The sequence below is a fragment of the Paraburkholderia sacchari genome (assembly GCF_000785435.2).
GTDB lineage: Bacteria > Pseudomonadota > Gammaproteobacteria > Burkholderiales > Burkholderiaceae > Paraburkholderia > Paraburkholderia sacchari.
Map to the genome: position 1 here is coordinate 23,179 of NZ_JTDB02000008.1, position 22,285 is coordinate 45,463.

The 22,285-nt window shown below is 67.6% G+C and carries 18 protein-coding genes; 9 read left to right on the plus strand and 9 right to left on the minus strand.

Going from position 1 to position 22,285, the window contains the following annotated elements:
- Positions 1-12 precede the first annotated feature (12 nt).
- Positions 13-1,233 (minus strand): CaiB/BaiF CoA transferase family protein, encoded by a 1,221-nt coding sequence (locus NH14_RS24300; RefSeq protein ID WP_035533606.1) that lies wholly within the window; start codon positions 1,231-1,233, stop codon positions 13-15.
- Between the two features lie 355 nt (positions 1,234-1,588).
- On the opposite strand from NH14_RS24300, the gene alaS reads away from it, so the two are divergent.
- On the plus strand, positions 1,589-4,213 hold the full coding sequence (alaS, locus tag NH14_RS24305; protein WP_035533608.1) for an alanine--tRNA ligase: 2,625 nt from the start codon (positions 1,589-1,591) through the stop codon (positions 4,211-4,213).
- A 122-nt stretch (positions 4,214-4,335) separates the two neighbouring features.
- Here alaS and NH14_RS24310 read toward each other — a convergent pair whose 3' ends face one another.
- The gene (locus NH14_RS24310; RefSeq protein ID WP_084225933.1) at positions 4,336-5,265 is read right to left on the minus strand and encodes a LysR substrate-binding domain-containing protein; all 930 of its coding nucleotides are present in this window, start codon (positions 5,263-5,265) and stop codon (positions 4,336-4,338) included.
- Between the two features lie 103 nt (positions 5,266-5,368).
- On the opposite strand from NH14_RS24310, the gene NH14_RS24315 reads away from it, so the two are divergent.
- From NH14_RS24315 to NH14_RS24345, 7 genes are all read left to right on the plus strand, one after another.
- On the plus strand, positions 5,369-6,613 hold the full coding sequence (locus NH14_RS24315; RefSeq protein ID WP_035533609.1) for a YbfB/YjiJ family MFS transporter: 1,245 nt from the start codon (positions 5,369-5,371) through the stop codon (positions 6,611-6,613).
- A gap of 174 nt (positions 6,614-6,787) precedes the next feature.
- Positions 6,788-7,318 carry an NUDIX domain-containing protein gene (locus tag NH14_RS24320; protein ID WP_035533676.1) on the plus strand — a complete coding sequence of 177 codons (531 nt, stop codon included), beginning with the start codon at positions 6,788-6,790 and terminating at the stop codon, positions 7,316-7,318.
- Between the two features lie 70 nt (positions 7,319-7,388).
- A complete protein-coding gene (locus NH14_RS24325; RefSeq protein ID WP_035533612.1) occupies positions 7,389-7,850 on the plus strand; it encodes an acyl-CoA thioesterase in 462 nt (153 codons plus the stop codon).
- Between the two features lie 46 nt (positions 7,851-7,896).
- On the plus strand, positions 7,897-8,889 hold the full coding sequence (locus tag NH14_RS24330) for a branched-chain amino acid ABC transporter permease (RefSeq protein ID WP_035533614.1): 993 nt from the start codon (positions 7,897-7,899) through the stop codon (positions 8,887-8,889).
- Positions 8,890-8,895: 6 nt separating this feature from the next.
- Entirely contained in the window at positions 8,896-10,224 is a 1,329-nt protein-coding gene (locus NH14_RS24335; protein ID WP_084225934.1) for a branched-chain amino acid ABC transporter permease, read from the plus strand.
- Entirely contained in the window at positions 10,221-11,009 is a 789-nt protein-coding gene (locus NH14_RS24340; protein WP_035533615.1) for an ABC transporter ATP-binding protein, read from the plus strand. The genes NH14_RS24335 and NH14_RS24340 overlap by 4 nt, the downstream gene beginning before the upstream one ends.
- Positions 11,006-11,710 (plus strand): ABC transporter ATP-binding protein, encoded by a 705-nt coding sequence (locus tag NH14_RS24345; protein ID WP_035533617.1) that lies wholly within the window; start codon positions 11,006-11,008, stop codon positions 11,708-11,710. The genes NH14_RS24340 and NH14_RS24345 overlap by 4 nt, the downstream gene beginning before the upstream one ends.
- Here NH14_RS24345 and NH14_RS24350 read toward each other — a convergent pair.
- The 3 genes from NH14_RS24350 to NH14_RS24360 all read right to left on the minus strand — a co-directional run bounded on the left by NH14_RS24350 (position 11,696) and on the right by NH14_RS24360 (position 14,535).
- Positions 11,696-12,667, minus strand: coding sequence for an ATP adenylyltransferase family protein (locus NH14_RS24350; protein WP_035533619.1), 972 nt, complete (start codon positions 12,665-12,667; stop codon positions 11,696-11,698). The two genes, NH14_RS24345 and NH14_RS24350, sit on opposite strands and share 15 nt — an antisense overlap.
- A gap of 6 nt (positions 12,668-12,673) precedes the next feature.
- Positions 12,674-13,165 carry an adenosine-specific kinase gene (locus NH14_RS24355; protein WP_152617306.1) on the minus strand — a complete coding sequence of 164 codons (492 nt, stop codon included), beginning with the start codon at positions 13,163-13,165 and terminating at the stop codon, positions 12,674-12,676.
- Between the two features lie 125 nt (positions 13,166-13,290).
- A complete protein-coding gene (locus NH14_RS24360) occupies positions 13,291-14,535 on the minus strand; it encodes an MFS transporter (protein ID WP_035533621.1) in 1,245 nt (414 codons plus the stop codon).
- Positions 14,536-14,960: 425 nt separating this feature from the next.
- Here NH14_RS24360 and NH14_RS24365 point away from each other — a divergent pair, with 425 nt between their 5' ends.
- Positions 14,961-16,505, plus strand: coding sequence for a methyl-accepting chemotaxis protein (locus tag NH14_RS24365; RefSeq protein WP_237179757.1), 1,545 nt, complete (start codon positions 14,961-14,963; stop codon positions 16,503-16,505).
- 7 nt (positions 16,506-16,512) lie between these two features.
- Here the strand turns inward: NH14_RS24365 and iolB are convergent, their stop codons facing one another.
- From iolB to NH14_RS24385, 4 genes are read right to left on the minus strand one after another with little or no spacing between them, the layout of a single operon-like run.
- Entirely contained in the window at positions 16,513-17,316 is an 804-nt protein-coding gene (gene iolB / locus NH14_RS24370; protein WP_035533623.1) for a 5-deoxy-glucuronate isomerase, read from the minus strand.
- Entirely contained in the window at positions 17,313-18,248 is a 936-nt protein-coding gene (gene iolE, locus NH14_RS24375; protein WP_035533624.1) for a myo-inosose-2 dehydratase, read from the minus strand. The genes iolB and iolE overlap by 4 nt, the downstream gene beginning before the upstream one ends.
- Positions 18,245-20,242 carry a 3D-(3,5/4)-trihydroxycyclohexane-1,2-dione acylhydrolase (decyclizing) gene (iolD, locus tag NH14_RS24380; protein WP_035533625.1) on the minus strand — a complete coding sequence of 666 codons (1,998 nt, stop codon included), beginning with the start codon at positions 20,240-20,242 and terminating at the stop codon, positions 18,245-18,247. The genes iolE and iolD overlap by 4 nt, the downstream gene beginning before the upstream one ends.
- Positions 20,239-22,254 (minus strand): bifunctional 5-dehydro-2-deoxygluconokinase/5-dehydro-2-deoxyphosphogluconate aldolase, encoded by a 2,016-nt coding sequence (locus NH14_RS24385; protein ID WP_035533682.1) that lies wholly within the window; start codon positions 22,252-22,254, stop codon positions 20,239-20,241. The genes iolD and NH14_RS24385 overlap by 4 nt, the downstream gene beginning before the upstream one ends.
- Positions 22,255-22,285: the final 31 nt, after the last annotated feature.

The window sequence follows — 22,285 nt, forward strand, 5'->3', positions numbered from 1 at the left end:
GTGACGCGCGCTTCAGACCACGCCCTTGCCGCGCAACGCCGCCACTTGCTCGTCGCTATACCCGAGCACGTCGCGCAGCACCTCCACGGTGTGCTCGCCCAGCGTCGGCGGATGGCTCGTCACGGCGGGCGGCGTCGCGCTCATGCGGATGGGGTTGCGCACGAGCTTTGCCGTTGCGCCCGAGGGGTGCGGCACGTCGACCTGCATGCCGCGCGCGATCACCTGCTCGTTCTCGAACACTTCCGCGAGGTTGTTGATCGGCCCGCACGGCACGCCCGCGCCTTCGAGCGCGCCGATCCAGTCGGCCTTGGTGCGTGCGCGGATCAGTTCGGCGACGATCGGCACCAGCGTGTCGCGATTGCGCACGCGCGCGGGATTGGTCGCGAAGCGCTCGTCGTCGGCGAGTTCGGGGCGGCCCGCGATCTCGACGAACTTGCGGAACTGCCCGTCGTTGCCCACCGCGAGAATGATCCAGCTGTCGCTCGTCTGGAACGCCTGATAGGGCACGATGTTCGGATGCGCGTTGCCCCAGCGCGCCGGCGGCGTGCCGCTCGCGAGGTAGTTCGTGTTCATGTTCGCGAGCATGGCCACCTGCACGTCGAGCAGCGCCATGTCGATGTACTGGCCGGCGCCCGTGCGGTCGCGGTGCGCGAGCGCCGTGAGCACCGCGATGGTCGAGTACATGCCGGTCATGAGATCGGCGATCGCCACGCCCGCCTTCTGCGGGCCGCCACCAGGCAGGCTGTCGCGCTCGCCCGTGATGCTCATGAAGCCGCCCATGCCCTGCACGATGAAGTCGTAGCCCGCGCGCGGCGCATACGGCCCGGTCTGGCCGAAACCGGTCACCGAGCAATAGATGAGATCGGGCTTCACGGCGCGCAGCGACTCGTAGTCGAGCCCGTACTTCTTGAGCTGCCCGACCTTGTAGTTCTCCAGCACGACGTCGCTTTGCGCCGCGAGCTCGCGCACGATGCGCTGGCCCTCGGGCGTTGCGATGTCGAGGGTCACCGAGCGCTTGTTGCGGTTCGGCGCGAGGTAGTAGGCGGCTTCGGCGGTCTCCTGGCCGTCCGGCGTCTTCAGGTACGGAGGCCCCCAGTGACGCGTGTCGTCGCCGGCGCCCGGGCGTTCCACCTTGATCACGTCGGCGCCGAAGTCGGCGAGGGTCTGCGCGCACCACGGTCCGGCAAGAACGCGGGTGAGATCGAGTACGCGGATATGACTGAGAGCGCCCATGCTTGTGTCTTCCAATGTCGTTCTGTGGCCAGGGGCGGCCCATGCGGGCAGCAAAGCGGCCGATTCGGGCATCTTAAGCGATCTGCCCGCGAAGAGGTTGGTTTTCGGTACAAAGTTCCGCTATGCGGAACAATGGGGGTGATGCGGGCCGGCGTGCCGGCATGCTGTCGCGCCTGCGCACACTGCGGAGCAGACTGCCCGAGCGCGCCGCCGCGAGCGCACGGCGATCCCGTATAATCGTTCGATTCAGCATCGCCGATTCCGCGCGCATCCGGGAGCCTTCCAGGCCCATGCGCGGGCTTCGACGACCTCACAAGATTCAGCACTGAACGCCCGAAGGTAAATACAGCACGCCATGAAAGCCGCCGAAATCCGCGAGAAATTCCTCAAGTTCTTCGAGTCGAAGGGCCACACGATCGTGCGCTCGTCGAGCCTCGTGCCGGGCAACGACCCCACGTTGCTGTTCACCAACTCGGGCATGGTGCAGTTCAAGGACGTGTTCCTCGGCACCGAATCGCGTCCGTACTCGCGCGCCACGACGGCGCAGCGCAGCGTGCGCGCGGGCGGCAAGCACAACGACCTCGAAAACGTGGGTTACACCGCGCGCCACCATACGTTCTTCGAGATGCTCGGCAACTTCTCGTTCGGCGACTACTTCAAGCGCGATGCAATCCACTACTGCTGGGAACTGCTGACCAAGGTGTACGGCCTGCCGGCGGAAAAACTCACGGTCACCGTCTACAAGGAAGACGACGAAGCCTTCGACATCTGGGCGAAGGAAGTGGGCGTGCCGGCGGAGCGCATCATCCGCATCGGCGACAACAAAGGCGCGCGCTACGCCTCCGACAACTTCTGGCAGATGGCCGACACCGGCCCCTGCGGCCCGTGCTCGGAAGTGTTCTACGATCACGGCCCGGAAGTCTGGGGCGGCCCCCCGGGGTCTCCTGAGGAAGACGGCGACCGCTTCATCGAGATCTGGAATCTCGTGTTCATGCAGTTCAACCGCGACGCCCAGGGCAACATGACGCCGCTGCCCAAGCAGTGCGTCGACACGGGCATGGGTCTGGAACGACTCGCCGCCGTGCTGCAGCACGTGCACAGCAACTATGAAATCGACCTGTTCCAGAACCTGATCAAGGCCGCTGGCCGCGAAACCGGCACCGCGGACCTCACGAACAACTCGCTGAAGGTGATCGCCGATCACATCCGCGCGTGTTCGTTCCTGATCGTCGACGGCGTGATTCCGGGCAACGAAGGCCGCGGCTACGTGCTGCGCCGCATCGTGCGCCGCGCGATCCGCCACGGCTACAAGCTCGGCCGCAAGACCGGCTTCTTCCACAAGCTCGTGGCCGATCTCGTCGCGGAAATGGGCGCGGCTTATCCGGAACTGACGGAAGCGCAGCAGCGCGTGACCGATGTGCTGCGTCAGGAAGAAGAGCGCTTCTTCGAGACCATCGAGCACGGCATGTCGATTCTCGAAGCGGCGCTGGCCGACCTCGAAGCCAAGGGCGGCAAGACGCTCGACGGCGAACTCGCGTTCAAGCTGCACGACACCTACGGCTTCCCGCTCGATTTGACGGCGGACGTCTGCCGCGAGCGCAACGTCACGGTCGACGAACCGGCCTTCGACGACGCCATGGCGCGTCAGCGCGACCAGGCGCGCGCGGCGGGCAAGTTCAGGATGGCGCAGGGCCTCGAATACTCGGGCGCGAAGACCACGTTCCACGGCTACGAGGAAATCGTCTTCGACGACGCGAAGATCGTCGCGCTCTACGTCGATGGCGCCTCGGTCAACGAAGTCAAGACCGGCCAGGACGCCGTGGTGGTGCTCGACCATACGCCGTTCTACGCGGAATCGGGCGGCCAGGTGGGCGACCAGGGCGTGATTTCCAACGCGAGCGTGCGCTTCGCGGTGACCGACACGCTCAAGGTCCAGGCCGACGTGAGCGGTCACCACGGCACGCTCGAGCAGGGCACCCTGAAGGTGGGCGACGTCGTGAAGGCGGAAATCGACGCCATCCGCCGCGCCCGCACGGCGCGCAACCACTCGGCCACGCACCTGATGCACAAGGCGTTGCGCGAAGTGCTGGGCCAGCATGTGCAGCAGAAGGGCTCGCTCGTCGACGCCGATAAAACCCGCTTCGACTTCGCGCACAACGCGCCGATGACCGACGAGCAGATTCGCCGCGTCGAAGAAATCGTCAATGCGGAAGTGCTCGCGAACGCGCCTGGCATCGTGCGCGTGCTGCCTTACGACGAAGCCGTGAAGGGCGGCGCGATGGCGCTGTTCGGCGAGAAGTACGGCGACGAAGTACGTGTGCTCGACCTCGGCTTCTCGCGCGAGCTGTGCGGCGGCACGCACGTGAGCCGTAGCGGCGACATCGGCCTCTTCAAGATCGTGATGGAAGGCGGCGTGGCCGCTGGTATCCGCCGCGTGGAAGCGATCACGGGCGACAACGCCGTGCGTTTCGTGCAGGAACTCGACGCACGCGTGAACGCGGCGGCGGCGGCTCTGAAGGCGCAGCCTTCGGAACTCACGCAGCGCATCGCGCAGGTGCAGGATCAGGTGAAGTCGCTCGAGAAGGAGCTGGGCGCGCTCAAGTCGAAGCTGGCGTCGAGCCAGGGCGACGAGCTCGCGGGCCAGGCCATCGAGGTGAACGGCGTGCACGTGCTGGCCGCCACGCTCGAAGGCGCGGACTCGAAGACGCTGCGCGAGACGGTGGACAAGCTCAAGGACAAGCTCAAGAGCGCGGCAATCGTGCTGGCGGCAGTCGACGGCGGCAAGGTCAGCCTGATCGCGGGCGTGACCGCCGAGGCCAGCAAGAAGGTCAAGGCCGGCGAACTCGTGAACTTCGTGGCCCAGCAGGTCGGCGGCAAGGGCGGTGGCCGTCCGGATATGGCGCAGGCGGGCGGCACCGAGCCGGCTAACCTGCCGGCCGCGCTCGCGGGCGTGAAGGGCTGGGTCGAAGCGAAGCTGTAAGGTGCCAGTGCGGCTGGGAAGCCGCAGCGATTGATGCGATCAATGCAAGAGGGCTGTCCGTGAGGGCAGCCCTTTTTGTTTGGGTGCGCGCCGCAGGCGGGTTGGGGCGCTTTCGGCTGCGCTCAGGCGCTCGTCGGCAAACGCATCGCCTTGGCCGTCTCGCCGCGAGCGCGCGCTTCGCTTTGCGCATGCTCGAGCAGTGCCGTTTTCAAGACGTCCAGCGCGGGCGAAAAGTGCCCGCGCCGCCACGCGAGCAGCGTGTCGACCTGGCCGAGCTTGCCGAACGAGTGAATCGCCACCTCGTCGGCGTTGCGCTGCAGTTCGAGCACGGCGCGAGGCGCAACGGCCACGCCGGCGCCCGCCGCCACGCACGCGACGATCGCGTGATACGAGCCAAGCTCCAGCACGCGCGTGGGCCGGATGCCGTGCTCCAGATACCACGCCTCCACATAGTCGCGGTAGGCGCAGCCGCGCTCGAACGCCACTAGCGTCGAGAGCGCGACGTCGCCGGGCTGGCGGATCGGCCGGTGGCCGCGCGGCGTGATCATCACCAGTTCCTCGCGGTACACGCTCACGTAGTCGAAGGTTTCGGCGTCGGGCGGTCCGGCGAGCGGCATCGCGATCAGCGCGGCGTCCACCTCGAATTCGCGCAGACGCTCGATCAGATGGCCCGTGGTGCCGGTCTCCAGTTCGAGCGTGACTTCGGGCCAGTTCTGGTGGTAGCGCGCGAGGATGCCGGGCAGACGGGTGGCCGCCATGCTTTCCATGGTGCCGAGGCGCAGGCGCCCGCTCGGTGTGCCGGCCTTGACGGCGTGGCGCGCCTCGTCGGCGAGAGCGAGCAGGCGCTCGGCGTAGGGCAGCAGCGTCTCGCCCGCGGGCGTGAGCACGAGGCGGCGGCCGTCGCGCGTGAAGAGCGGCGTGCCGAGCTGGTCTTCGAGCTGCTTGATGCGCGTGGTGACGTTCGACTGCACCCGGTTGAGCTTGGCTGCGGCCCGCGTCACGCCGTTTTCGCGGACGACGGCGCGAAAGATCGCGAGCGCGGCGAGATCCATGATTCTCTCCTTGGGATGATTCTGTTCATCATAATTCATTTTTCGTGAACATTCGTGGCGGCTACCATGCTCACATCGCAGCCCCTTCCAGCCGCCTCCGATCATGAACGACATTGCTTCCCGCGCCGACGTCTCTCGCGTGCTGCCCACCCATCCGGCCCACAGTCCGCATGCCGCGAGGCGCGCCGCGCTTGCCTGCATGGCGGTGCTGGCGGTCGCGCTAGGCGTCGGGCGCTTCGCGTTCACGCCGCTGCTGCCGCTGATGCTGCATGGCGGCGCGTTCGATTTGCGCCATGGCGGCTGGCTGGCGTCGCTCAACTACGCGGGCTATTTTGTCGGCGCGGTGGGGTGCGTGGCGCTGCGCTTCGCGCCCGCGCGCATCGTGCGCGCCGGACTGGCGGCAACGGCGCTCCTGATCGTGGCGATGGGCCTGACGCATTCGTTCTGGATCTGGGCCGTCGTGCGCTTCGTGGCGGGCGCGGTGAGCGCGGCGACCTTCGTGTACGCATCGCAGTGGGGCCTGCGGCGCCTCGCGCAGCTCGATGCGAACGCGTGGGGCGGGGTGATCTTCACGGGGCCGGGCGTCGGTATCGTCGCGACGGGGGTGATGGTGAGCGCGGCGGGCGGCCTGGGCGCGCAGGCGGGCTGGATCGGCTTCGGGCTGATCTGCGCGCTGATCACGGTGCTCGTGTGGCCGGTGTTCGGCGACGGTGCAAGCGATTCGACTGTTGAACCGTCCGTTGCGGCGGCCGCGCCCCACGCCCGAACCGCCACGCCGGCGACCGCCGCCGATGGGTCGCGCGCCGACGCCTTCTGGCTCGTGCTCCTCTACGGCGTGCCGGGCTTCGGCTACATCATCACGGCAACCTTCCTGCCGGTGATCGCGCGCCACGCGTTGCCGGGCTCCGTGTGGCCCGATCTGTTCTGGCCGATGTTCGGCGTCGCGCTGATCGTGGGCGCGCTTTCGGCGGCGCGCGTGCCGCTGCACTGGGACAATCGGTTGATCCTCGCCGCGTGCTATGTGCTGCAGGCGCTGGGCATCGCGCTCGGCATCGTCTGGCCGAACGCCGTGGGCTTCTCGCTCGGCAGCGTGCTGATCGGCCTGCCGTTCACCGCGATCACGTTGTTCGCCATGCGCGAGGCGCGCCTGCTGCGTGGCGAGCACGCCGCCGCGCTCATGGGCTACGCGACCGGAGCTTACGGGATCGGCCAGATCGCAGGGCCGCTCGTGGCCGCGCCGCTGGCGGCTTCGACGGGCTCGTTCTCGCCTTCGCTCGGGCTCGCGGCGCTGGCCTTGCTTGCGGGGGCAGCGGGGCTCGTGTGGCGTGCCGTGCGCGCGCGTGGTTGAGTGAGGGATGGACGGGGCTGTCCCTTACCGGGATGCCGGAGCCAGGAGTCGGCGCTGCACGCCGTCCGCGATGGCGCACTAAAATAGCCGTTTCGTGCTGTTTTTTGCCATTGCACGCCGTTGCGGAATGACTTGCGCAACGGCCGCCGCGCACCCTGCGATCCCTACCGATTCATGAGCGAATATCAGTTTTGCCCACGTTGCGCGTCGCGTCTCACCGAACGCGCCGATCCCGAGCATGAAGGCGGCCGCGTGCGTCTCACGTGTCCCGACCTCGCCTGTGGCTATGTCCACTGGAACAACCCGCTGCCTGTCGTGGCCGCCATCGTCGAGTACGAGGGGCGTATTTTGCTCGCGCGCAACGCGGCCTGGCCCGAAGGCATGTTCGCGCTCATCACCGGCTTCCTCGAAAACGGCGAAACGCCGGAAGAGGGCATCGTGCGCGAGGTGTTCGAAGAGACCGCGTTGCGTGCGCAAAGCGTCGAACTCGTGGGCGTCTACGAATTCGTCCGCAAGAACGAGCTCATCATCGCGTATCACGTGAAGGCGGCGGGCACCATCGCGCTTTCGCCCGAGCTGCTCGAATACCAGCTCGTGGAGCCCGCGAAGCTGCGGCCATGGCGGGCGGGCACGGGCCCGGCGCTCGGCGACTGGATGCGCCGGCGCGGTCTGCCGTTCGAATTCGTCGAGCGGCCCGGACAGTGAGCGCGCACCGGTACGCTACCCGAACCCTGGCTTTGATGAACCTCACCTGTTCGATGAATCGACTCCTCCGATGAACCGACCCGTCGCCATCGCGCGTTCCGGCTATCGCCATTTTCTGTCCATCACCACGCGCTGGATGGACAACGACGTCTACGGCCACGTCAACAACGTCGTCTACTACAGCTTCTTCGACACGGTCGTGAACGAGTATTTGATCCGCGCACAGGCGCTCGATATCGAGCATGGCGCGACCATCGGGCTGGTGGTCGAAACGCAGTGCAACTACTTCGCGCCACTCGTGTTTCCCGAGCGCGTGGAGGCGGGGCTGCGCGTGGCGCGGCTCGGTTCGTCGAGCGTGCGCTATGAAGTCGGGCTCTTTCGCGAAGGCGAGTCCACGCCTGCGGCGCAGGGACATTTCGTGCACGTCTACGTCGATCGCGCTACGCGTCGTCCCGTGCGCGCGCTGCCGGACGCCTTGCACGCCGCGCTCGCGCCGCTGGTGGCCGAGGGCGCAGGCGCGCCGCCGGCCTGAACGCGCGCGTTCACTCGATACAACAACACCGCCCAAGGCGCCCTCCGTGCAGGCTTTCGTGATCGACATGCTCAACGGCGCAAGCTACGGCCTGCTGCTGTTCATGTTGTCCGCCGGGCTCACGCTGATCTTCAGCATGCTCGGCGTGCTCAACTTCGCGCATGCGAGCTTCTACATGCTCGGCGCGTATCTGGGCGTCACGTTCGGCGCGACGCTGGGCTTCGGCTGGGCGCTCGTGCTCGCACCGCTCGCCACCGGCCTTGCGGGCGCTGCGTTCGAGCGCACGCTGCTGCGCCGCGCGCACCCGGCCAACACCGGCATGACGGGCGCCGCGCGCACGACGGCCGATCCGCTCAATGCGCTGTTGCTGACCTTTGGCGCTTCCCTGGCTATCGGCGAACTGGTCAAGCTCGTCTGGGGCTTGCAGCCGCTCGCGGCGAGCGTGCCCGCGTGGCTCGACGGCGTGCTCTTCAGGTTCGGCGGCGCGGCGTTCTCGCGCTATCGGGCGTTCGCGATGCTCGTGGCCGTGGCGATGCTCGGCGCGATCCATGCGGCGCTGCGCGTCTCGCGCACGGGCCTCGTGGTGCGCGCGGCGCTTACGCATAGCGAGGCGGTGGAAGCACTCGGCCACAATGTGCCGCGCGTGCAGACGATGGTGTTCGCGCTGGGCACGGCGCTCGCCGCGCTGGCGGGCGTGGTTGCCGCGCCGCTCTTCGTGGTCGAGCCGGCGATGGCCGAATCGATGGGCTCGATCGTGTTCGTGGTGGTCGTCACGGGGGGCCTCGGGTCGCTCTCCGGCGCGTTCGTCGCAGCGCTCGCGGTGGGCCTGCTGCAGACCTTCGCAGTGTCGAGCGACGTATCGCTGGGCGGCGTGGCCGCGCACCTGGGCGTGACGCTCGCACCCGCGTGGCGTGCGCTCACGCTGGCGCAGATTGCGCCGCTGCTGCCGTATCTGCTGCTGGTCGCGATGCTCGCGGTGCGTCCACAAGGCTTGTTCGGCCAACGCGGCCAACGCGGCCAACGCGGCGGGGACGCGTGAGGCGCCATGAAAACCGATAAATCCCGCACACGGTTGAACACGGCGCGCCAGCAGACGGCGCGCTGGGTCCACTTGGCGCCCTGGCTTGCGCTCGTGGCGCTGCTTGGTTTGCCGCCGCTCGCTTCCGCATGGCTTTCGCCCGCTGGCGTGCCGCAGGGTTGGCTGCTCGCGTGCCTCGCCCAAGCGGCGACGATGATCGTCTTCGCACTCTCGTACAACCTCCTGCTCGGCGAGACCGGGCTGCTGTCGTTCGGCCACGCCGCGCCCGCGGGGCTCGGGGCGCTTGCGGCGGCACATGTCTTCAATCACTACGCGATTGCGTTGCCAGCATTGCCGCTGGTGGGCGGTGTGGTGGGTGCGGCGGTCGGCGCAGCTATGGCGCTCGTCGCCGCGCGCCGCGCTGGCACCGCGTTCGCCATGATCACGCTCGGGCTGGGCGAGCTAGTTGCCGCTGCCGCGTGGGCGCTGCCCGACTGGTTCGGCGGCGAGGCGGGCGTCGCCATCGACCGGGCCAGCGGGCCAGCGATGTCGACTATGACAACCGCGGCAACCTGGACCTTCGGGCCGGATCGTCAGGCTTACTGGGTAATTGCCGCCTGGTGTCTGGTTGCGAGCGTCGCGATTCGCGCACTGTCGCGTGCGCCGTTCGTGCGCCTCGCCAATGCGGTGCGCGACAACCCGGTGCGCGCCGCGTCGCTCGGCGTGTCGCCGGCGCGCGTGCGGGCCGTGATGATCGTGCTCGCGGCGGGTTTCGCCGGCGTGGCGGGCACGCTCACGCTCATCAATGTGGAGCTGGCCGCCGCCGAAAGCGTCGGCATGATGCGCTCTGCCGCCGTGTTGATCGCGACCGTGACGGGCGGGACTGCGTCATTCTTCGGGCCGGTGCTCGGCGCGCTGGTGTGGGTCGCGTTCAGCGTGGGCATGGCGAGCGTGTCGCGGGCCTGGATGCTGTACGTGGGGCTCTTTTTCATCGTCGTGGTGCTGGCGGCGCCCGACGGGCTCGCGGGTCTCGCGGCGCGTCAGCGCGCGGCGCTCGCACGGCACGGCTGGCGGCGTTGCGGCGCGTACTGGGCGATGGCGGTGCTCGCGGCTGCGTGCGGCGCGCTGGCGCTCGTGCTGGCGGTGCAATGGGCCTACGCGCTGCGCTTCGGCGACGACGCTGCCGGCGCGTGGTTCGCCACGCTGCCGACGCGTGCGGCGTGGGGGCTCGCCATGGCGATCGGCGCGTTGATGGCCGTGGCGTTCTGGACGGCGCGCCGCGCGCGGCACGCCGTGCGCGCGCTCGATCGACACGAGCGGCTCGACATGCGCGACCGGCGCAAGGAGGCGGCATGACGCCCGCGCTGCAACTCATCGGCGTAGAGAAACGCTTTGGTGCGACGACCGTGCTGCGCGGTGTCGATCTCGACGTGCGCCGGGGCGAGCGCCACGCGCTGATCGGTCCCAATGGCGCGGGCAAGTCCACGCTGTTCAGCCTGATCGCGGGCGAGCAGCGCGCGAGCGCGGGACGCATCGTGTTGCACGGCGAAGACGTCACGCGTCTGACGAGCGCCGTGCTCGCCCGGCGCGGCCTTGCGCGCAGCTTCCAGACCACGAGCGTGTTCGCGCGCCTGCCGGTGCGCGAGAACTTGCGCTGCGCGGTGCTGGCGTCGCTGCGCGGCGGCGCGGGGCTCGCGGCGCGCTGGCTCGGCTCGGCGCGCGCCGATGCTCGCGTGGCCGAACTGCTCGATGCCCTCGGCCTTGCGCACGCCGCGCAACGCGAGGCCGCAGCGTTGAGCTACGCCGAACAACGCGCGCTCGATCTTGGCCTCGCGCTCGCTGGCGGCGCACACACGCTGCTGCTCGACGAGCCCACCGCCGGCATGAATCGCGCCGAAGCCGCACGCGCCGTCGATCTGATTCGCGCGACCACGGCGGGCAAGACCGTGTTGCTGATCGAACACGACATGGATGCCGTGTTCGGCCTCGCCGACCGCGTTTCGGTGCTGGTGCAGGGGCGCGTGATCGCGACGGGAACACCGGAGGCCGTTCGCACCGATGCCGCCGTGCGCAACGCATATCTGGGCGCGCATTTCGATGCCCGCTTCAATGCCCCCGGACACACGAGGCGCTCGCCGTGAACGCGCTGCTCGAAGTCGGGAATCTGCGCGCATGGTACGGCGCGAGCCAGGTGCTGCATGGCGTCGATCTGGGCATCGGCGCGGGGGAGATCGTCGCGCTCGCGGGCCGCAACGGTTCGGGGCGCTCGACGCTCGCGAAGGCGTTGATGTCGATGGTCGAAGCCGAAGGCGTGCGCCGTTTCGCGGGCGTGGATCTCGCGCCGCTGCGCACCTTCGAGATTGCGCGGCTGGGCCTGGGCTATGTCGCCGAACAGCGCGACGTGTTCCCGACCCTGACCGTCGACGAGAACCTGAGCCTCGGTCTCGCGAAGCGTGGCGCGCCGCGCTTCACCATCGACGACGCTCGCGCGCTGTTTCCGATCCTGCGCGAGCGCCGCGGCGCGCGCGCGGGCGTGCTCTCGGGCGGCGAGCAGCAGATGCTCGCGCTGGCCCGCGCGCTCGTGGGCGGCCCCGATCTGCTGATCGTCGACGAGCCTGCCGAAGGGCTTTCCGCGCAGATGGCCGCGCGCGTGGGCGCGTGCCTGCGCGCGCTGCGCGAACGCGGCATCGCGGTGCTGCTCATCGAGCAGCGACTCGAACTCGCACCCGGGCTGGCGGACCGCGTCGCGGTGATGGGGCATGGGCGCATCGTGTTCGAGGGCACGCCGCAGACGCTCGCGCAGCGCGAAGACATCGTGCGCGACTGGCTAGGTGTGGGCTGACGCCGGCGGCGCATCCGGTTTCGCGACGCTCGCGAGCGCCGTCATTGGCCCGATGCGCGCGAGCGTTTCGCGTTGCGCCGCATCGCGCACGAACAGCGAACCCGCGAAGCCGAGCGCGTTCACGGAGATGCCCTCGACGCGCTCCGTCGCACGCGGCACGATCAGCATCCAGCGGCGCGTGACGAGCAGGTTATAGGGCGTGCGTTGATGCGCAACGCCATCGACTTCAACGGCGCCGACGCCTGCCACGCGTAACAACGCACGGTAGGCATCGAGCGCGCGCTGTGCTTCCTGATCCGCGGTTTCTCCAGCGGCATTTCCGGCCAGATCGAGTCGCGCGAACGCATGCGCGAAAGGCAGCCCCGGCACGCGGCTTCCATTGGGATTGGGCGCAGCCGCGTCGAGCAGCGTCTCGATTGGCATCGATGCACCTCCAGCATCGAGCGGCAGCGGCACTGCCTGAAGATGCTTGTGCGGCTGGCTCGCGCCGGCTTCCGGGCCGCCGTTGTAAAAGCACAGCGCATCGTAACCGCGCAGCGCGACGAGCAGCGCCGCGAAATCGGCATGATCGAGCAGCGCTTCCTGTGGCACGAAGCGGCGCGTGACGATCAGCAGATGCCCTTCGAGTACGTTGTATTTGTTGAGAAGTGCTACGTGCGTCGATGAAAGATCGCCCACGCACAGATCTTCGTCATAGGGCAGAAAGGGGTTGCGTCGTGGCGGCGTTGGCGTCGGCGTCGGCGTTTGCAGCGCATCTTGCGAAGGCGCACCCGCGTGCCGCGCCGCCTCCTTGCGCGCGAGACTGGACACCTCGCGAACGGCGAAGCGCACGCCGCCATCGTCGATGTGCGCTAGCGTGGTATCGATGGGCTGCAGCGCGCCGCATTGCAGCGCGTGGCGCGTGCGCTGCGCAATCGCGTCGCGCAGCGTGCTGGCCGTGAGCAGGCTCGCGGCCATCGGCGCTCAGGCCTTGTAGCCGATCGCGCGCAGCAGGTCGAGGCGCCAGCGCACGTCCTCCCCGGTTTCGACGCCAAGCGGCGGCTCGCCATCGACCACGCCGATAATGCCGCGCCCCTTGTCGGTCTCGGCGACCAGCACTTCGGCCGGATTGGCGGTCGCGCAAAAAATGCGGCAGACCTCGGGCACGGCTTTCACGGCATTGAGCACGTTGACGGGGAAATAGCCATCGCCGAGAAAGACGATGAAGCAGTGACCCGCCGCGATACGCAGCGCGTTGTCGGTGGCCATCTCTATGAGCGCGTCGCTGGTGCCCGAGCGGCGCACGAGACGCTTGCCCGAGGCCTCGCAGAACGCGAGGCCGAACTGGATGCCGGGCACCGCGCCGTAGAGCGCTTCGTGCAGGTCCTCGACCGATTTGATGAAGTGGGATTGCCCGAGGATGAAGTTGGTGGCTTCGGGCTTGACGATCTCTACCGTGGACAATTGCAATTGCATGGCGGACCTCCCGCGCGGCGGCGTGATTCAGGAAGCGTAGTGCGTCCAGGACGCTGCCGCAATGAAAAACGGCCGGCGCCCCCGCGCGCAACCGGCCGTCGTTCATGCATGACGCGCTTTGGCGCTCAGGCCGCTTTCCTTGCGCGCTTGCCCTCCACATCGGGGAGGAACACCGTGAGGATGCCAATGAGCGGCAGGAACGAGCAGACCTTGTAGACGAAGCTGATGCTGGTGGCATCGGCGAGCTGGCCGAGCACCGCCGCGCCAATGCCGCCGAGGCCGAACGCGAAGCCGAAGAACAGCCCCGCGACCATGCCCACCTTGCCGGGAATCAGCTCCTGCGCATAGACGAGGATGGCCGAGAACGCCGAGGCGAGCACCACGCCGATGATCACGGTCAGCACGCTGGTCCAGAACAGGTTTGCATAGGGCAGCAGCAGCGTGAACGGCGCCACGCCCAGAATCGAGCCCCAGATCACGTACTTGCGGCCGATGCGGTCGCCCACCGGACCGCCGATGATCGTGCCGGCCGCCACCGCCGCGAGGAAGATGAACAGATGAATCTGCGCGGCCTGCACGGGCAGGTGGAAGCGGTCGATCAGATAGAACGTGAAGTAGCTGTTGATGCTCGCGAGGTAAAAGTACTTCGAAAACACCAGCAGCACGAGAATGCCCATGGCCGCGGCCACATGACGACGCGAGAGCGCGACATGCGGAACCTCGGCGCGCTTTTTCTTCATCGCCGGATGAGCCTTGTACCAGCGGCCGATTTGCGTGAGCACGACGATCGCGACGAGCGCCGCCACCGAGAACCACGCAATGCTGCGCTGGCCGTGCGGAATCACGATCGCGGCGGCGAGCAGCGGCCCGAGCGAGGTGCCGGCATTGCCGCCCACCTGGAAGAGCGACTGCGCGAGGCCGTGGCGGCCGCCCGAAGCCATGCGCGCGACGCGCGACGATTCCGGATGGAACACCGAGGAGCCGCAGCCCACCAGCGCCGCCGCGACCAGCAGCACGGGGAAGCTCGGCGCCACCGACATCAGCAGCAGGCCGCACAGCGTGAAGCCCATGCCGACGGGCAGCGAGTACGGCATCGGGCGCTTGTCGGTGAATACGCCCACGAGCGGCTGCAGCATCGAGGCCGTGATCTGGTAGGTGAGCGTAATAAGGCCGATCTGCGTGAACGACAGCGAGAAGTTGTCCTTGAGCATCGGATAGATGGCCAGGATCAACGACTGGATCATGTCGTTGAGCAGATGCGAAAAGCTGATCGCGCCGAGCACGGAGTACACGGTGCGCTGCACGCTGGAGGCGGGCGTCGCGGATGGCGCGGACGCAGGCGCGGCGCGCTTGTCGAGACTGGTTTCCATATTGTCGTAAGCGAAAAGGCTTCACGCGGGCGCTGCGTCGGGAGCGGGGTTCAAACACCCATGAAGAACCCGGCGCGGCGATGGCGTGAAAAAGTCATGTATAGGAGTTATGAAGCGCAGTGTAATGTGTCTCGACCGAACGGTCCGGACATATTTTGTCGAGAATCGGCCATTAATGGCCGGTTCTCATCGATGATCGCTCCCTTATTGACCCTCGCGAGTCTCGCGAGCCCGACGCCGGCGGAGCTAAAGTTTGCGGCGAATCTGCCGTAGACGGGGTCGAGGCAGACCTGGGGGAAATCTCTCGTGCAGCCTGACCACAAGAAGGAGATCGTCAAGACATGAAAGCTGCATTGCAGGAGGCGCGGCGCGCCAGTTCCGTGCCGCAAGATGCGCGAGCGGGCAGGACGCTCTCGGTGAAGACGATGTTGCGCGTGGCGTTTGCGGTGGTGCTGGCCGGCACGCTGGCTATCGGCGCATTCTCGCTTGCACAGATTAGTCGTCTGAACGATTCAGCAGCATCGATCTATGAGCAGGGTCACATTGCCAGCCGTGCGGCGGAGGAAGCGCGTGCTTATGTGCTGCGGGCGAGCCGCGCGCAGAAAATGCTGCTCACTGCGACCACGGCCAAGGAGCGCGACGAACTGGGCGCCGACATCGAAAAGAATCTTGCCGCGCTCGTGGCAGAGATGAAAGTGCTCGAACAATATTCGACCCAGTCGGGCGGTGACGCGCTTGCCCAGCAAAAGCAGTTCGCGGCGGAGGCGCATACATGGAGCGGGCAATTGCGCGAGTTCGTTACGCTCGTGAAGGCGCAGCCGCTCGATCTTTCGCAGATGAACTGGCAGGTCGGCACGCGGGACGTGTCGCTGCTTGTCGAAACGGAGAAGCTCGAAAAGCTCGTCGATCGGCTTGTCGCGCAGCGCGGCGCCGCCGCCAAGGCGACGATCGCGGCGTCGGCGTTCATCTACGAGTCGTCGTTCGTGATGATCGCCGCGGCTACGGCCGGTCTTTTCGTGCTCGCATTTGTCGTGAGCGAGTGGGTCGTGCGGCGACTCGCGCGCCAACTCGGCGGCGAGCCCGCCCATGCGAAGGCCATTGCCGCGCGCATTGCTTCGGGAGATCTCGCGCAGCCGGTCGAGGTTCACGCCCGCGACGCGTCGAGCATGCTGGGCGCGCTGCGCGACATGCAGAAAGGGCTTTCGGCGACGGTGGCCGAGATTGCTGCGAGCGCGGAGGCGATTGCCGCTGCATCGGGGCAGATTTCAATGGGCAATCTCGACCTTTCGCACCGCACCGAGGCGCAGGCCGTTGCGCTCGAACGCACCGCGAGCAGCATGGAGCAGTTGACTTCGACGGTGCGCCTGAACGCCGAAAACGCGCAGCAAGCGAGTGCGTTGGCCGGCAATGCTTCGCAGATCGCGCAGAAGGGCGGCGCCGTGGTCGGCCGTGTGGTGGCCACGATGAATGAGATCAACGAGAGCGCGAAGAGCATCGCCGACATCATCGGCGTGATCGAGGGCATTGCGTTTCAAACCAACATCCTGGCGCTCAATGCCGCGGTCGAAGCGGCGCGGGCGGGCGAGGAGGGGCGCGGCTTCTCGGTGGTCGCCGGCGAGGTGCGCAATCTCGCGCAACGCAGCGCCGCTGCGGCGCGAGAGATCAAGGCCCTGATTACCGATTCGGTCGCGCGCGTCGCGAACGGCTCGACGCTCGCCAGCGACGCGGGCCGGACCATGGAAGAAGTCATGTCGGCCGTGAAGCGCGTGAACGACATCATCGGCGAGATTTCGGCGGCGTCGAGCGAGCAGCGCTCCGGCATCGAGGAGATCAATCGCGCGGTGACGCAAATGGATGCGGGCACGCAACAGAACGCCGCGCTGGTGGAAGAGGCCACGGCGGCGGCGCAATCGCTCGACGATCAGGCCAAGGTGCTCAAACGTCTTGTGAACACGTTTCAGCTCGCGTGACGTTGCCTCACTTTGCGTCGCGCTCGATGATCCACTCGTGCGCGGGATCGTTGTGGAAGTGCCACTCGCGCTTGGGACCGGCCATGACGTTCAGGTAGTACGAATCGTAACCGTAGGGCACGACCACGGGATGGTAGCCGCGCGGCACCATCACGACGTCGTGATCCTCTACAGCCATGGTCTCGTCGAGGTCGCGCGCGTCGGTGTAGACGCGCTGGAATGCGAAGCCCTGGCGCGGGTTGAGCCGGTGGTAATAGGTCTCTTCCAGCGCGCTCTCTTGCGGCAGGCGGTCGGCATCGTGCTTGTGCGGCGGATAGCTCGACGAATGGCCCGAGGGCGTGCGCACTTCCACCACGAGCAGCGATTCGGCCGGTTCGGTCTGCGGAAGAATATCGCAGACGTAGCGCGTATTCGCGCCCTTGCCGCGCGTGGAGCGCTTCATTTGCGCGGGCTCGATGAGCCGCACCGGCAGCGTGCCAAGCGCTGGCGCGCTCGCCACGCCCAGTTCGGCCTCGCGCGTGGCGCGCACCGTGGCCTTTACGCCGGGCGGCACATAGAGTGCGTACGGCGCGGCGTCTTCGAACACGCTGTCACGCGAGCCGAGATTCGAATACTGCTTGCCGTCTGCTTCGATATTCACGGCGCCCGAAAGCACGACGATGCAGCTTTCGCGGTCCGTCTCATAGACGTAGACCAACTCGTCGGCCGCGAGCCGGTACGCGGCGAAGCCGACATAACGCCAGCCCGCCGTGGCGGGCGTGACGCGCGCGATTGTCTGGCCTTCGCGCTCGGCCTTGACCAGCAGGCTCATGCTGCCTCCTTGCTTGTGCTACTTGCCTGGTTATCCGAATGAATGTGCGAGTCGATCAGCGAACGCAGCGTGCGGTAACCCTTTTGTGCATATTCGTACGATGGCGCGATCACCGGATCCTGCTCGGCTTCCACGACAAGCCAGCCGCGATAGCCGTGCTGCTTCAGGCGCGCGACGATTGCCGGAAAATCGACCGCGCCGTCGCCGGGCACCGTGAACGCACCCGCGAGCACCGCGTCGAGGAAACTCCAGTTGCGGTTGCGCGCCAGCTTCACGACGGCAGGGCGCACGTCCTTGCAGTGCACGTGGCAGACGCGCGCGATGTGCTTGTCGAGTTCCGCGACGGGGTCGCCCCCCGCGAACGTGATATGTCCCGCGTCGAACAGCAGCCCCACGGCGTCGCTCGTGCGCGCCATGAGCTTGTCGATGTCGGCGGGCGTTTCCACATACGCGCCCATGTGATGGTGATACGCGAGCCGCACGCCGCGCGATAGCGTATGACGCGCGAACGCGTCCACGCGCGCGGCGTAGTCGTCCCATTGTTTTTCGCTGAAAAAGCGCGGGCGCTGATAGAGCGGGCGCGGCGCGCCCTGAATCGAGTCGGCGACTTCGCCATACACCATCACGGTGGCGCCGTTCTGCGCGAGCAAGTCCAGATGTGGGCCGACAGCCTCGATCTCCTCCGCCACGCTGCGGTGCGCCAGCATGCCCGAGTACCAGCCCGACACGAGCGACAGATCGTACTGCGCGAGCAGTGCCTTGAGCGCCTGCGGTTCGCGCGGAAACTTGTTGCCGAGTTCGAAGCCTTCGTAGCCGATTTCGCGCCCTTCGGTGAGCGCCACCGAGAGCGGTGTTTCGCCTCCGAGCGAGGGCAGGTCGTCGTTCATCCACGACAGCGGATTGATGCCGATGCGTACGTCGAATGCGCTCATGTGGGTTCCGTCTCGTCATGCGTGGGTGGGTTCGTGGGCTGCGCATCGCCGGGCCGCTCGCGCCGGCTGCGCGCGGCGAGATGCGCGTCGTAGTGCTCGCGCGCCTCGCGCACGGCGGCGCGCGTCGATACCTCGGGCACGGCGACTTCCCACCACCAGCCGCCTTCCTCGGTCGTGCGCGCAGGGTCGGTGTCGATGCTGATGAGGTAGGTGCGTGAAGCCGCGCGTGCACGTTGCAGCGCGGTTTCGAGTTCCGCGATGTTGGCGACGTGCTCGGCCTGCGCTCCCAGCGCGCGCGCGTGCGAGGCGAAGTCGATGCGCGGCGCGCCAAGCGGCCCTTGCGCGCAGTCCTCGAACAAATTGTTGAACGGCGCGCCGCCGCAGGCCTGCTGGAGCCGGTTGATGCAGCCGTAGCCGCGGTTGTCGAGCACGACAATGATGAGCTTCGCGCCCAGCATCACCGATGTGGCGATCTCGCTGTTCATCATCAGATAGCTGCCGTCGCCCACCATGACGATCACTTCGCGTTCGGGCCGCGCGAGCTTCGCGCCGAGCCCGCCCGCGATCTCGTAGCCCATGCACGAGTAGCCGTATTCGACGTGGTACGCGCCTGGCTGGCCTGCGCGCCAGAGCTTGTGCAGTTCGGCGGGCAGGGTGCCGGCGGCGCACACGACAATGTCTTCGGTGTACGAACGGCTCGACGAGCGCTGCACCGCGCCGATCACATCGGCATCGTAGGGCAGGCTGTGACGGTCCTGCGGCGCGTGCGTGAGCGCCTCCACGCTCGCGCGCCATTCGTCGGCGAGGCGCCGCGCGTAAGCGGTCCAGTTCGCGTCCGCGCGCCAGTTGAGGAGCTCGTCGCCGAGCGCTGCGAGTGCGAGCTTCGCATCGGCCTCCACGGTCAGCCCGTTGTGCTTGAGTGCGTCGAAGCCGTTCGCGTTCACGCCGATCACATGTGCATGCGCGAACAGCGAATTCGAGCCGGTCGTGAAGTCCTGCAGGCGCGTGCCCACCGCGAGAATGCAGTCGGCGTCGCGCGCGAGCGCGTTCGCGGCAGGCGAGCCCGTCACACCGATCGCACCCACGTTGAGCGGGTCGTCCCAGGCGAGCGCGCCTTTGCCCGCCTGCGTCTCCGCCACCGGAATGCCGCGCGCGGTGGCGAGCGTCTTGAGTTGAGCGGCGGCGCGCGAGTAGAGCACGCCGCCGCCCGCGACAATGAGCGGCCGCTTGGCGCGATGCAGTTGCGCGAGCGCCGCGTCGATCTCGCTTTGCACCGGCGCATTCGCGTGAAAGCTCACGAGACGCGGCGTGAAGAAGCTCGCGGGATAGTCCCACGCCATCGCCTGCACGTCCTGCGGCAGCGCGAGCGTAACCGGGCCGCACAGCGCGGCGTCGGTGAGCACGCGCAGCGCACGCGGCAAGGCGGTGAGCAATTGCGCGGGATGCACGATGCGGTCGAAATAGCGCGATACCGGCTTGAGCGCGTCGTTGGCGGAGACGCTGCCGTCATGAGGATCTTCGACTTGCTGAAGCACCGGGTCGGGTTCGCGCGAGACGAACGTGTCGCCGGGCAAGAGCAGGAGCGGCAGGCGGTTCACGTGCGCGAGCGCGGCGGCCGTCACGAGGTTGGTGGCGCCGGGGCCGATCGAGGTCGTGACGGCCATCATGCGGCGGCGGAAATGCGCCTTCGCGTAGGCGATCGCGCTGTGCGCCATCGCTTGCTCGTTGTGCGCGCGCAGCGTCGGCAGTTCGTGGCGATAGTGATAGAGCGCCTCGCCGAGGCCCGCCACGTTGCCGTGCCCGAAAATGGCGAACACGCCGCCGAATAGCGGCTCGGTGCGGCCCGAGCCGTCATCGCAGGCCACGCGCTGCGCCGCGAGAAAGCGCACTAGCGCCTGTGCCGCGGTGAGGCGCACCGTGGCGGCAGGCGCGTTCGGCTGGGCGTCAGGCGTTGTGTGCGATGTGCCGGCGTTGGGAGCGACGCGCTGATTCATGCTGCTTTCTCCTCATGCGTGGCGTGAACATCGCGCTGCGTCTTGTCTTGCACCTGGCTGCGCGCCGTGCGCCACGCCGCAATCAGCGTCTCGAACGCACGGCGCACGCGTGCGATCAATTCCTGATCGTCGATTTCACCCGCGAGCCAGGCGAGGCTCGGCTCATAGAAGATCGTGCGGCCCACCGTGAAGCCACGGCACGTCCGCGAAGCAGCCGCCGCGCGAAAGTCGCTCGTCAATTGCTCGATGGGCGCCGAGAGGCCCAGCAGCACCACGCCGCGGCAATGCGGATCGCGCTCGGCGATCAGTGCGTCGATCTCGCGCCACTGCGCCGCAGCCATCGGTTCGAGCTTCCACCACTCGGGGTAAAGGCCGATGTTGTAGAGCCGCTTGAGCGCGCGATAGACGGTGTCGGGCGCATTCGGCTTGCCATCGAGCTTCGGCGGAATCACTTCGAGCAGCAGTTCGTGGCCGCTTGCCTGCACCGCGTCGTAGAGCGCGCGCAACTGCGCTTCCTGTTCGAGGCGCTGCTCGACCGGCTCATCGGGATGGAACTGCACGAGACACTTGACCGTATGCCCGATGGGCCAGGCCGCGAGCGTGGTGCCGATCGAGCGGCCATGGTCGAACACCAGCGGCACCGAGCCCGGCAGCTCGACTGGGCGGCCGATCCACCAGTCGCGCCCGGTTGCTGCGTTGAGCGCGTCCTGGCCGTAGCGGTCGTCGATCAGGACGCCTATGCGGCCTTGCAGGCCAAGCGCGCTTTCCGTTTGCGCCACGGCGTCGACGAACAGATTCTTCAGGTGCGAAATGCGCGCCTCGCTGGCGCCGGTTTGCTGGGCGAGGTCGAAGAACTGATTGCGATGGTCGAATGCGAAGCCCAGTACCTCGTCGTACTGCTTGCGCGCGGGCGTCACGCGATGCAGCCGGGCGAGCGTGGCATCGCGGTCGGGGCGGCGCATGCGAATGGGGTCCGCCGCGGCTTCGCGCAGGAAATAGTCGAGCTCCGCGGGTGTGGGCATGGCCGGCGCACAGCCGTGGCGCGAGACCACCAGCGCGCCGCAAGCATTGGCCGCGCGCGCGCAGTCGTCCAGCGGCGCGTCGCGCAGCCAGCCCGAAAGAAACCCTGCGGCGAACGCATCGCCTGCGCCTAGCACGTTGAGCACTTCGACCTCCACGCCGCGTTGCAGCGGCACGGCATCGAGCGAATCGGGCACGGCGCCCTCGATGATCTGGCAGCCGAGCGGGCCGCGCTTCACGAGCAGCGTGGCGGCCGTGACCTCGCGCACGCGCTTGAGCGCGTCGGCGAGCGTCTCCTTGCCGCCCGCGATGCGAAACTCCTCCTCAGTGCCGATCACGAGGTCGAAGCGCGGCAAGATCCGCTGCAGATGCTCGCTCACGCCCGCGCTCGCGATAAAGCGCGTCTCGCCGTCGGCCTTGCCGGTCAGGCCCCAGAGCACCGGGCGATAATCGATGTCGAGCACGGTGCGCACATCGTTGCGGCGCGCGTAATCGAGTGCGGTCAGGCTCGCGCGATTCACCTGCCCGGTCGAAAAGTGCGTGCCGGTAATGAGCAGCGCTTTCGACGAGGCAATGAAGGCTTCGTCGAAGTCGCCCGCATCGACAGCCATATCGGCGCAGTTCTCCCGATAGAAAATGAGCGGAAAGGTGTCGCGGTCCTTCAAGCCGAGCAGCACGAGGGCGGTGAGCCGCTCGCGGTCGATGCGCACGCGGCTCGTGTCGCAGCCTTCCTTCGCGAGGGTTTCGGTGAGGAAGCGGCCCATATGGTCGTCGCCGACGCGCGTGAGCATGGCCGCGTTCAGGCCGAGCCGCGCGCAGCCAAAGGCGATGTTCGCCGATGAACCGCCGAGATACTTGGCGAAGGTGGAAACATCCTCGAGCCGCGCGCCGACCTGCTGCGCATAGAGATCCACGCCGAGCCGGCCGAGGCAGACGATGTCGCGGCTGCGCGCGCTCGCGAAGCGCGAAGGGGGGGTGCTAGGGAGAGCCATGAGCATTCCTGAAGTATTCGTTCCCGCACGT

Excerpts from the sequence above, each read along its gene's own strand:
- NH14_RS24320 (WP_035533676.1), top strand. The coding sequence starts at position 6,788 with ATGAGCGAATATCAGTTTTGCCCACGTTGCGCGTCGCGTCTCACCGAA.
- iolE (WP_035533624.1), bottom strand. The coding sequence starts at position 18,248 with ATGAGCGCATTCGACGTACGCATCGGCATCAATCCGCTGTCGTGGATG.
- iolB (WP_035533623.1), bottom strand. The coding sequence starts at position 17,316 with ATGAGCCTGCTGGTCAAGGCCGAGCGCGAAGGCCAGACAATCGCGCGC.
- NH14_RS24300 (WP_035533606.1), bottom strand. The coding sequence starts at position 1,233 with ATGGGCGCTCTCAGTCATATCCGCGTACTCGATCTCACCCGCGTTCTT.
- iolD (WP_035533625.1), bottom strand. The coding sequence starts at position 20,242 with ATGAATCAGCGCGTCGCTCCCAACGCCGGCACATCGCACACAACGCCT.
- NH14_RS24310 (WP_084225933.1), bottom strand. The coding sequence starts at position 5,265 with ATGGATCTCGCCGCGCTCGCGATCTTTCGCGCCGTCGTCCGCGAAAAC.
- NH14_RS24385 (WP_035533682.1), bottom strand. The coding sequence starts at position 22,254 with ATGGCTCTCCCTAGCACCCCCCCTTCGCGCTTCGCGAGCGCGCGCAGC.
- NH14_RS24340 (WP_035533615.1), top strand. The coding sequence starts at position 10,221 with ATGACGCCCGCGCTGCAACTCATCGGCGTAGAGAAACGCTTTGGTGCG.
- NH14_RS24315 (WP_035533609.1), top strand. The coding sequence starts at position 5,369 with ATGAACGACATTGCTTCCCGCGCCGACGTCTCTCGCGTGCTGCCCACC.
- NH14_RS24325 (WP_035533612.1), top strand. The coding sequence starts at position 7,389 with ATGAACCGACCCGTCGCCATCGCGCGTTCCGGCTATCGCCATTTTCTG.
- NH14_RS24355 (WP_152617306.1), bottom strand. The coding sequence starts at position 13,165 with ATGCAATTGCAATTGTCCACGGTAGAGATCGTCAAGCCCGAAGCCACC.
- NH14_RS24365 (WP_237179757.1), top strand. The coding sequence starts at position 14,961 with ATGTTGCGCGTGGCGTTTGCGGTGGTGCTGGCCGGCACGCTGGCTATC.
- NH14_RS24335 (WP_084225934.1), top strand. The coding sequence starts at position 8,896 with ATGAAAACCGATAAATCCCGCACACGGTTGAACACGGCGCGCCAGCAG.
- NH14_RS24360 (WP_035533621.1), bottom strand. The coding sequence starts at position 14,535 with ATGGAAACCAGTCTCGACAAGCGCGCCGCGCCTGCGTCCGCGCCATCC.
- NH14_RS24350 (WP_035533619.1), bottom strand. The coding sequence starts at position 12,667 with ATGGCCGCGAGCCTGCTCACGGCCAGCACGCTGCGCGACGCGATTGCG.
- alaS (WP_035533608.1), top strand. The coding sequence starts at position 1,589 with ATGAAAGCCGCCGAAATCCGCGAGAAATTCCTCAAGTTCTTCGAGTCG.